This window comes from Anaerobutyricum hallii DSM 3353 (assembly GCF_000173975.1).
GTDB lineage: Bacteria > Bacillota > Clostridia > Lachnospirales > Lachnospiraceae > Anaerobutyricum > Anaerobutyricum hallii.
In genome coordinates this window covers 35,284-45,943 of record NZ_ACEP01000069.1, presented here as the reverse complement: position 1 = coordinate 45,943, position 10,660 = coordinate 35,284, and the positions used below count along the sequence as shown (strand labels likewise).

Annotated in this window: 12 protein-coding genes; all 12 read right to left on the bottom strand. The window is 38.3% G+C overall.

Features of this window, described 5'->3' with window-relative positions; genetic code table 11:
* Nucleotides 1-87: 87 nt before the first annotated feature.
* The 12 genes from nrdR to EUBHAL_RS06735 all read right to left on the bottom strand — a co-directional run bounded on the left by nrdR (nt 88) and on the right by EUBHAL_RS06735 (nt 10,553).
* Nucleotides 88-546: a transcriptional regulator NrdR gene (gene nrdR / locus EUBHAL_RS06790; RefSeq protein ID WP_005346984.1), complete on the bottom strand. Its 459-nt coding sequence runs from the start codon at nt 544-546 to the stop codon at nt 88-90.
* A gap of 70 nt (nt 547-616) precedes the next feature.
* Nucleotides 617-868: a YlmC/YmxH family sporulation protein gene (locus EUBHAL_RS06785; RefSeq protein ID WP_005346983.1), complete on the bottom strand. Its 252-nt coding sequence runs from the start codon at nt 866-868 to the stop codon at nt 617-619.
* Nucleotides 869-1,025: 157 nt separating this feature from the next.
* On the bottom strand, nt 1,026-1,967 hold the full coding sequence (locus EUBHAL_RS06780) for an alpha/beta hydrolase (RefSeq protein ID WP_005346982.1): 942 nt from the start codon (nt 1,965-1,967) through the stop codon (nt 1,026-1,028).
* A gap of 309 nt (nt 1,968-2,276) precedes the next feature.
* Nucleotides 2,277-3,068 carry an RnfABCDGE type electron transport complex subunit B gene (locus tag EUBHAL_RS06775; protein WP_005346981.1) on the bottom strand — a complete coding sequence of 264 codons (792 nt, stop codon included), beginning with the start codon at nt 3,066-3,068 and terminating at the stop codon, nt 2,277-2,279.
* Nucleotides 3,069-3,083: 15 nt separating this feature from the next.
* Nucleotides 3,084-3,659, bottom strand: coding sequence for an electron transport complex subunit RsxA (rsxA, locus tag EUBHAL_RS06770; protein WP_005346980.1), 576 nt, complete (start codon nt 3,657-3,659; stop codon nt 3,084-3,086).
* Nucleotides 3,660-3,673: 14 nt separating this feature from the next.
* Entirely contained in the window at nt 3,674-4,432 is a 759-nt protein-coding gene (gene rsxE / locus EUBHAL_RS06765) for an electron transport complex subunit RsxE (protein WP_005346979.1), read from the bottom strand.
* Between the two features lies 1 nt (nt 4,433).
* A complete protein-coding gene (locus EUBHAL_RS06760; RefSeq protein ID WP_005346978.1) occupies nt 4,434-5,063 on the bottom strand; it encodes an RnfABCDGE type electron transport complex subunit G in 630 nt (209 codons plus the stop codon).
* On the bottom strand, nt 5,063-6,016 hold the full coding sequence (locus tag EUBHAL_RS06755) for an RnfABCDGE type electron transport complex subunit D (RefSeq protein ID WP_005346976.1): 954 nt from the start codon (nt 6,014-6,016) through the stop codon (nt 5,063-5,065). Before EUBHAL_RS06755 ends, EUBHAL_RS06760 begins: the two co-directional genes overlap by 1 nt.
* A gap of 20 nt (nt 6,017-6,036) precedes the next feature.
* Nucleotides 6,037-7,350, bottom strand: a complete 1,314-nt coding sequence (gene rsxC, locus EUBHAL_RS06750; RefSeq protein ID WP_005346974.1) for an electron transport complex subunit RsxC — start codon at nt 7,348-7,350, stop codon at nt 6,037-6,039.
* 324 nt (nt 7,351-7,674) lie between these two features.
* Nucleotides 7,675-8,082, bottom strand: coding sequence for a NusG domain II-containing protein (locus EUBHAL_RS06745; protein WP_049940638.1), 408 nt, complete (start codon nt 8,080-8,082; stop codon nt 7,675-7,677).
* Nucleotides 8,054-9,076, bottom strand: coding sequence for a glycosyltransferase family 2 protein (locus tag EUBHAL_RS06740; RefSeq protein WP_005346972.1), 1,023 nt, complete (start codon nt 9,074-9,076; stop codon nt 8,054-8,056). The genes EUBHAL_RS06745 and EUBHAL_RS06740 overlap by 29 nt, the downstream gene beginning before the upstream one ends.
* A gap of 187 nt (nt 9,077-9,263) precedes the next feature.
* Entirely contained in the window at nt 9,264-10,553 is a 1,290-nt protein-coding gene (locus tag EUBHAL_RS06735; RefSeq protein WP_005346971.1) for an adenylosuccinate synthase, read from the bottom strand.
* Nucleotides 10,554-10,660: the final 107 nt, after the last annotated feature.

Here is a 10,660-nt window from a genome sequence, read left to right as displayed (position 1 = left end):
ATGCGAACATCCAAACCTTGCTTCGAGGCCACAAATATGCTTTATTTATTTTCCAGTGGGCGTCTGTTTAGCCACACAAGTTATTATTTAACGGTTATTATCCAACATCTTCTTGAGTTCATTCATAAATGTTTCCACATCCTTAAACTCACGGTAAACAGAAGCAAATCTCACATACGCAACTTGCTCTAAGGACTTCAAATGCTCCATGACCACCTCGCCAATCTGCTTACTTTCAATTTCTTTATATTCCAAATTAAAAAGTTCATTCTCTATCTTATTCACCATCTGTTCAATCTGCTCTACAGATACCGGACGTTTATGACAGGCGCGCAAAATTCCGGACATCATCTTAGAACGATCATATGGTTCTCTTGTTTTATCTTTTTTTATGACAGTGAGTGGCATAATCTCTACTCTCTCATATGTAGTAAATCTTTTTCCACATTCGTCACAAAGTCTTCGCCGTCGTATGGATGAATTATCATCTGCAGGTCTTGAATCAATTACACGGGTGTTATCCAATCCACAAAAAGGGCATTTCATATCTTATCCTCCAGTATTTCTATCTCTTATGTTTACATTTATCGTGCCGGTTATTATACCAGAAAAATAGCTATTTTACAAGACATTTCTTCTCGTCAATATCTACAAGGATACTATCTACGCCTATTCGAATGACTGCTCCGACCGGAATTTTATATTCTGATTTTTTGCCAAGACAACCGCAATATTTTCCTCCTGTAGGAACATAGAAATCTGTGATACATAATTTACATACATCAATTTCTAAATCTCCAACACAGCCTAAGCGATGTCCATTCTTACAATTAATCACATCTTTATTACTAAGTTCCCAAAAACGCATCAAAAAAGCCCTTTCTTTTAAATTATGAGGGCTTTCTTAAAATAATGCTATCTATATGCTATTCATTTATTATCTAGAGGGTGTTTGAAAAACACGCTCTAGGAGCAAAATATTGTGACCGTAATGGAATTATAAGTTCTTTTTATTATAAATTTCTTTATTGCAGTTCATATTCCTCATTCATATGCAATTTCATCCACTGAAGCATATCTGTATATACTTCATCTCTTCGCACTTCATCACAAATATTATGACGCATCCCTTCATATAAATGCAGCTCCACCCAATGACGAGTGTCTTCTAACTGCCGGTGTACTTCCAATATCCCCTTTCCGCCATTACCAATAGGATCCTCTTTTCCGCCAAGCAACAAAATCGGTATATCTTCATTTACGGAACGATACCATTTCCTGGTGGAGACTAATGCAAGCATTTTTAAAATATCTTCATATGCTGCTACGGTAACAGGAAGATGTTCAGAATAAATCCTGGAATATTCTCGTCTTATTTTTTCATTCGCAGCAATCCAGGAATATGTGTCCTGTTCCTTTAAAAAACGATGATTTAAACGTTTTTCTATATCTTTTTCAAGATATACACTTCTGTGTTCCGCCCCCCAAATCCTCTTCAAAAGGGCCGCTAAAAGAATCTTTCTCCAACAATACTTTTGTTTACCGCTAGTCCCCGACAAAATCACTCCATTAATGCCTTTTTCATGGATACAATCCATTCGCACAATGAGAGATCCCAGTCCGTGTCCATAGATAAAATACGGTGTATCTGGATATTCTCTTTTCATATAGTGTGTCAGCTTTTTTGTATTTTTTACCAGATAAGTCCATCCATTCTTGCTGCCAAAATAGCCATAGTCCTCTTTTTTAGAAGAACGTCCATGCCCGATATGGTCACATCCGCAAACCATAACGCCATGATCTGTAAAAAAACGAATCAAATTCTCATTTCTCTCCACAAAATCTCCAAAATCATGCACAATCTGTAAAATAGCACGAAGATCTGTCTCCGGTTCATAGATATAATAATGTATTCTGTTTATATGATCAGAACTTTGATATGTTCCTGTAAATTTCTGATAAGCCATACAAAAGCCTCCCGTCCTCTCTGTATATGACAGATTCCTTTTCTCAACTACTATACAGGATAAATGTGAAAAAAGAAAGACAATCTGTCTTGCATTTTCGTTAAGATAGATTGCCTTTTCTTTCGTTTTTATTAAGTTTCTTACAATAAACTATATTCCAGAATATGGCTGAAAAATTACTATAGCAACCTATATTTCATAACTTGCAACAAGTATTTTCAAAGACATATGAGAAGAAGAAAAAATCTTCTCCGCAAATTCAAGAATGCCGGGGCATTCTTGAATATAGCATCAACTAAATCATACAGATTAAAGAATAATCTTAGCAGGACACTTCTCTGCGCACTTTCCACATCCGGTACATTTGCTGTAATCAATTTTTGCGATGTTGTTCTCAACAGTGATTGCATCTGCTTCACAGACACGAGTACACATCTTACAACCGATACATCCTGCGGAGCATACTTCTTTTACTGCTTTACCAAATTCTTTGGAGCTGCATTGTACTTTATGAGGAGCTGCATATGGAACAAGCTCGATTAAAGATTTCGGACAAGTTGCCACACATTTACCGCAGGCAACACATTTTTCTTTATCAACTACAGCAACGCCATTGATAACGTGAATAGCATCAAAGTCACAAACCTTTACACAGCTTCCAAAACCAGTACAGCCAAAGCTGCAGGCTTTTGGTCCACCGCCAGGTACACTCATGGCAGAAACACAGTCTTCATTACCAGCATATTTGTATTTTGATTTTGCCTTATCGCAGGTTCCGGCACATTTTACGAATGCAACCTGTTTTTCGCCTACTCCAGCTTCTACACCCATGATAGAAGCGATTTTATCTGCTACTGGCTGTCCACCTACAGGACATGCTCCAACTGGAGCTTCTCCAGCAGCGATTGCTTTAGCAAGTGCATCACAACCGGCAAATCCACAACCACCACAGTTGTTTCCCGGAAGGCACTCTCTTACAGCAACTTCTTTTTCGTCTACCGGCACTTTAAATTTCTCGGAAGCAATGCCAAGGAGAATGGAAATAACAAGTCCGGTTCCACCGACAACTACTGCCGCAAGGATAATTCCACTTATACTCATTTTTGTCCCTCCTAATTAAATGATTCCTGAAAAACCAAAGAATGCAATAGACATAAGTCCGGCTGTTACCATTACGATAGGCATACCCTGCCAGGACTCTGGAATGTCGTTGTATTCCATTTTCTCACGGATTCCGGCAAGGATAACAATCGCGATTGTAAATCCAATAGAAATACCGAGACCATAAACTACAGACTGTAAAATATTATATCCATACTGTACAGAGTTTAAAGCTACACCAAGTACGGCACAGTTTGTTGTAATCAGTGGAAGATATACTCCTAATGATTCATACAAAGCTGGCATAGATTTCTTTAAGAACATCTCTACGAACTGTACAAGCGCAGCGATAACGAGGATGAATACAATCGTCTGTAAATAAGTTAAATCAAGTGGTGCAAGAATAAACTTGTAAATTAATGATGTCACTAAAGAAGCAATTGTAATAACGAAGATTACGGCTGCTCCCATTCCACCGGCAGTCTCTACCTTTTTGGATACTCCGAGGAAAGGACATAATCCTAAAAACTGACTCAGTACTACATTGTTAACAATAGCGGCACTGATAATTAATAATATTAATTCTTTCATAATCCTTCCCCTTTCTATTTATTCTCTGCTTTTTCTTCAGAAGCAGCCTTTGTTTCTTCTTTTTTATTGTCTACAGACATATCAAAGAAACTCTTGCTCGAACAGCAGGAATTACCGCAGGCAGAGCAATCGCCACATCCTGCAGGAATCTCTTCCATCTCGCCATTCTTTACCTTACGGTTCATAATCTTATTTCTTGCAGCTACTAAGCAGGCAAGTACAAAGAAAGCACCAGGAGCAAGAATAAAAATAGTAATTGGTGTGTAGAAAGATTCAGATAAGATTGTCTTTCCAAAAATTGTTCCGGCACCAAGTAACTCACGGAACGCACCTAAAATAGTAAGGGATACTGTAAATCCAAGACCCATTCCAAGTCCATCAAAGAAAGAAGAAACAGGACCATTTTTACTTGCATAGGATTCTGCACGTCCTAAAATAATACAGTTAACTACGATTAATGGGATATATACACCAAGAGCATCATTTAATGCTGGCACATAACCCTGTAAGAGGAACTGTACTACTGTAACTAAGGATGCGATAATTACAATGTATCCAGGAATACGAACTCTATCCGGAATAAAATTACGCAGAATAGAAATAATCATATTGGAGAACATTAATACTACGGTTGTAGAAAGTCCCATACCTGCACCATTGATTGCCGATGTTGTTACCGCAAGAGTAGGACACATACCCAAGATAAGAACTAAGGTAGGGTTTTCTTTGATAATACCATTATAAAGTCTTTCTAAAGCACTATTATTTTTCATCTTAGTTACCTCCTTCTAATGACTGGAAATAAGCAAGACAGCTATTCATAGCACCTGTAACTGCTTTACTTGTGATTGTTGCACCGGAAATGGCATCAATCTTTGCGTCATCTCCAGAACCGGAACCATCTTTTACAACAGAGAAAGCATCTGCTTTCTTACCGGCAAACTGTTTGCCCCAGCTTGGGTCATCTTTGGCTTTCATACCAAGACCTGCTGTCTCACTGATAGAGAGTACGGAATATCCGCTTACTGTTCCGTCAGACTGAATACCAACAGTAAGCTGAATGTCTCCACCGTATCCTTTAGAAGTTGTGATATTGAAAATGTAACCGAGTGCTTTGCCAGAAGCATCTACTGCCTCTACTGCAGAAGAGATAACATCGCTCTCATGTCCATCAACAGTATTCTTATAAGAAGCAATCACTTTAGAAGCTGCTTCCTCGGAGAATCCGTCAACATCTTTGAAATCACTTGCCTTTGGAAATACAGCCTTGTATGCTTCCATCTGTGCCTTTGCTTCCTGATCAGCAATAGGTTTCTTTGTGATTCCGTATACTGCACCAAGGACAAGACCTGCAACAACAGTAATAATAACAAGCTTTAAAGCATCTTTTACTAAAGAATTCATTATTTCTTACCTCCTTTTCCAAATGCGGTAGGAGTTGTAACTCTTTCAATTAATGGTACTAACAGGTTACAGAAGATAATCGCATAGGAAACTCCCTCTGCGGAACCACCGAATAAACGGAAGATTCCTGTCAGGATACCAAGTAAGATACCAAATACAATCTGTCCCTTTGGTGTAATTGGAGATGTAACGTAATCTGTAGCCATGAAGAATGCACCAAGCATTAATCCACCACCACATAACTGTTCTGCAAGATATGCCATATCAAATCCATGTCCACCGAAAAGGAGAACAAAAAGACCAAGTGTAACAATATAACATACTGGAATTCTCCAGCTAATGATTTTCTTTGCAATTAAATATACACCACCGACAAGCAGTAAGAGTGCAGATGTCTCACCAATTGTACCAGCAGTATTACCAAGGAACATAGCCTTTAAGTTTACGACTTCTCCTGCTTTTAATGCAGCAAGAGGTGTGGCACTTGTTGTCGCGTCAAAACTTCCACCAAATCCATTATAGGAGAAGTTGGTCATAATTCCTGCAAAAGAAATTAATAAGAAGCAACGTGCTCCAAGCGCAGGGTTCATAAAGTTCTGGCCTAAACCACCAAAAAGCTGTTTTACAACGATGATTGCGAATAAACCACCGATAACAGGAATCCAGAATGGTACTTCTGGCGGAAGGTTTAATGCTAATAATAAACCAGTAAGTGCTGCACTGCAGTCTTTAATTGTAATCTTCTGGTGCATGAAGCGCTGCCATACATATTCTGCAAGAACACAGACAGCAACACAGATTACTGTATTGATGATTGCCTTTACTCCGAAGTTCCAGAAACCAAATAATGTTGCTGGAAGAAGAGCAATAATTACGTCAAGCATAATGCTATGTGTAGAAGCCTTATCCCTTACATGAGGATTGGCTGATACGTTATATAATTGTTCGTTCATTTTTTCACCTCTCCTTATGTTTATTTCTTCTTTCTGCGAAGAGCCATCGCCTCACGACGACCTGTCTTCATAGACTGGGTTAATCTTCTCTTTGCCGGACAGATGTAAGAACAGCATCCACATTCCACACATTCACATCCATTGAGTTCATCAAATAATGCGAAATCTCCGTGGTCTGCGATTTCGGAAAGCTTTGTAGGCATCAGGCCGGCAGGACATACGGAAATACAACGTCCGCAACGGATACAGTTACTTGGCTCACAAGCAGCCACTTCATCTTTTGTGAAACATAAAAGAGAAGAGAATGTCTTTGCACAAGGAACATCTAATGTAGATAAAGCCATACCCATCATAGGCCCACCAGAGATTACTTTTTCTGGCTGAGACTTAAATCCGCCTGCTGCTTCTACTAATTCTGCGGCATTTGTTCCGTTCTTTACTTTAAAGTTTCCAGGATTTTTAATCGCATCTCCTGTTACAGTTACTACTCTCTCAAAGAGGGGTTTTCCAAGTGTAATTGCCTCATGAATCGCAATCGCAGTTGCCACGTTATCTACAATACATCCGGCATCGGCTGGAAGCATGGAAGAATTGATGGCACGACCTGTTACTGCAAATATTAAAGAACGCTCTGCACCCTGTGGATACTTTGTCTTTAATGCAGCCACTTCAATACGGCTCTCATTTTTACACATTTCTGTCAACTTTGCAATCGCCTCTGGCTTATTATCTTCGATTCCGATTACACCCTTAGCTTTAGGGAATAAGGAAAGCATAATATTAAGACCAGAAATAAGCTGTTCCGGAATCTCCATCATACAACGATAATCGGCAGTGATGTATGGCTCACATTCTGCTGCGTTGATAATAATTGTATCAATTTTTTCCGGTTCCTTTGGGGAAAGCTTTACATGCGTAGGGAATCCGGCACCACCGAGTCCGACGATACCTGCTTCTTTTACTGCATTGATGATTGCTTCATTTGTCTTTTCTGTTACTGGTTGGAAGGAAACAGTTTCGTACTCTCCGTCATTCTCTACAATAATGGAGTTCACTTTGTTACCAGAAACTGTCATTCTTGGTTCAATCTTTTTTACCGTTCCAGAAACAGAGCTATAGATGTTGGCAGAAACAAATCCTCCAGCCTCCGCGATTTTCTGACCGACTAAAACTCTGTCACCTTTCTTTACACAGGCAACGGCAGGAGCACCAATGTGCTGACTTAAAGGGTATACCAGCTCTCCCTGTGGTAAATATTCAGTAATTGGTTTGTCCTTACTTAACTCTTTACCATCATACGGATGAAGGCCACCTTTAAATGTTAGTAGTCCCATTTTTTTACCTTCTTTCTAAAATTTTTTAAATCAAATAGTGCATGCATATTTTTGTAAGTCTCACATAAATTCTTACGAAAGCATTTCAATATTTGATATAAAATCATTAATAATAATATAAGAAAAAAAGGGCGAAATCAAGAATCGTCATTTTCTTAACGATTAGCAACTTCGCCATTTCCCATATTTTATATAAAAAAACTTCGCTATTATGCAATTATTTGCAATTTTTTTGTGTAGTTTTACAATACTGTATTTAAAATAGAACAATATTGTATGCAATCCAATCTATTATTGTTAAATAATAAATTATATCAACTGATGTTATTTACTGATAATATCTATCTGATTCCCATCCTGTGTTCCATTCTCATCAACGACTTCTACAACCACTTTATGAGGAAGACAGACAATGGTCTCTCCCTTTTTACTAATCGCTGCATGATTGACACAAATCTTATCTGGACAGTCTGCTTTTGCCATACTGGCTTTCCCATCCTTTATGATAAGAATATTTTCCCAGTCATCTTCGCCGATTGTAACAGTCTGGTTTTTATCTAAAGAGTATATTCCATATTCCTTATTATTAACACTGACTTTTACCTCTGCTCCTCTCTTTCCCTGAAGCTGCATAAAAGCAAAGGCACCAATACCAATAATCAGAAAAAACAGAATCAGCAAAATATCATTTTTATAAGACTTCTTAGTTGAATCCAATCCATTTCTGTGCAATCTTATATCCTCCCATCGTGAGTTTATGACTCAGCTTATTGTGGGACTTAGTAAACTTTCCAAGAACAGAGCTTTTTAATATTTTATAAGCATCTGGAGATTTCTCTTCAAGATAATGCCATAAATCATCTCGCATCGCCTCTGATTCTGATGTATTCATCTTCATAAGAAGCACAGAGGTTACCATCTGAATCGTCTCAAGATAATGAAGCATATATTCTTTAAGCTGTGGACAGGAAAGCATGCTCTCATGCTTTGCATAAAGGTCAATCATAATCTTATTCACACGAATCTGCTGGTCAATTCTTGAAATCATTACCTTTTCATTGACAGACTGGTCATCACGCCCAATAAAATACCGATAAAAATCTACGTCAAGATAATACATCTTCTTAACGTATGGCAATGGCCAGTATACAAAAATGTTATCTACATAAAATGTGTGTTTTGGTAATTCAAACTGAAAACTCCGAAGCAGCTCTGTACGGTAAATCACCGAATGCATCAAAATATTCTGGCTGGCATGGAAATGTCCAATCTCTTCCCATCCAAAGTAACGATTCTCCGGCAGAATAGAATGATACTGGATAACCTTTTTATGCTTTGCTCCAACCTTCTCGTAAACATAGTTTGAAAGCAGCATGTCAAGAGGCTCTTCTTCTTTCACTGCCTCTTTTAAAAAGGCAAGTATCTTCTGGTAAGCTTCTGCGTCTACCCAGTCATCACTGTCTACTACTTTATAAAAGAATCCGGTTGCATTACGGAGTCCGGCATTCACTGCCTCTCCATGTCCACCGTTTTCCTGATGAATCGCACGAATAATACCCGGATATTTCGCCTCATATTCATCTGCGATTGCAGGAGTCTCATCTTTTGAACCATCATCAACAATCAATATCTCTACATCTTCCCCACCTGGAAGAAGACTTTCAATACAGTTTCTCATATAATCCATAGAATTGTAACTTGGAATTGCAATTGTCAGGATTTTCATGAATTACCTCCTTTGGTATCCTATATACTTTTAGAATCTTTCTGTTCCTGCTTTAGTACGAAAAATTCTCCCAGTCAAAAAGCAAACCTAGAGCGTGTTTGGGAAATCATTCCTGCAATCTGCACATCTTACAGAAAACATTTTTCAAACACACTCTAGAAAGATTCCTAAGAGTATATTTATTTAATTATTTCTCAAATCCGCGGTAGATGATATCATCTCTTCCCGGACCGTTAGAAACCATAGTAATAGGATATCCAATATGTTCTTCTACAAACTCGATATATTTACGGCAGTTCTCTGGTAAATCTTCGTACTTCTTAATTCCACGAATGTCACATTTCCATCCTGGAAGTACTTCTAATACAGGTTTTGCCTTCTCTAACTGATTTGTTACAGGGAATTCTGTTGTCACCTTACCATCAATTTCGTAGCCTGTACATACAGGAATCTCGTCAAGGTATCCAAGTACATCTACTACAGTGAAAGCAACATCTGTTGTTCCCTGAAGACGGCATCCGTATTTAGATGCAACACAATCAAACCAACCCATTCTTCTTGGACGTCCTGTTGTTGCTCCAAATTCTCCGCCGTCACCACCGCGGACACGAAGTTCCTGTGCCTCATCACCGAAGATTTCACTTACAAATGCTCCAGCACCTACTGCACTACTGTATGCCTTACATACTGTAACAACTTTCTTAATCTCATATGGAGGAATACCTGCTCCGATCGCACCATATGCTGCTAATGTAGAAGAAGATGTTACCATTGGATAAATTCCGTGATCTGGATCCTTTAATGTTCCTAACTGACCCTCTAATAAAATATTTTTACCTTCTTTGATTGCCTTATCTAAGTACGCAGATACGTTACATACATAAGGAGCAACCATCTCTTTGTATTCCATTAATGTGTTATACAGTTCGTCTGCATCAATTAATGGTTTGTGATAAAGATGCTCTAATAAGATATTTTTCTGTACGATAACACGCTCAATCTTTTCTCGAAGTACTGCCTCTTCTTCAAATAATTCATTAACCTGGAAACCAACCTTCGCATACTTATCAGAATAGAAAGGTGCGATACCAGACTTAGTAGAACCAAAAGATTTACCTGCCAGACGCTCCTCTTCATATTCATCAAAAAGAATATGATAAGGCATAACAATCTGTGCACGATCAGAAATTAAAATCTTTGGTGCAGGAACCCCCTTAGAAGTTATCTCTTTTAACTCATTAAAAAGAATAGGAATATTCAGTGCTACTCCGTTACCGATAATACTTGTTGTATGTCCATAGAAAATACCTGATGGTAATGTATGGAGTGCAAACTTTCCATAATCATTTATAATTGTATGGCCTGCATTGGCACCACCCTGAAAACGGATAATAATATCAGAATCCTGTGCGAGCATATCAGTAATCTTACCCTTACCTTCATCTCCCCAGTTTGCGCCTACGATTGCTTTTACCATTAGCTCATTCCTCCCAGCTTTAAAAACTTACTATTTTTATGGATGTGGTTTGTCCCATCACCCAAACACACTAATTATAACTTACTTTGCTTTATAAGTAAAGAATA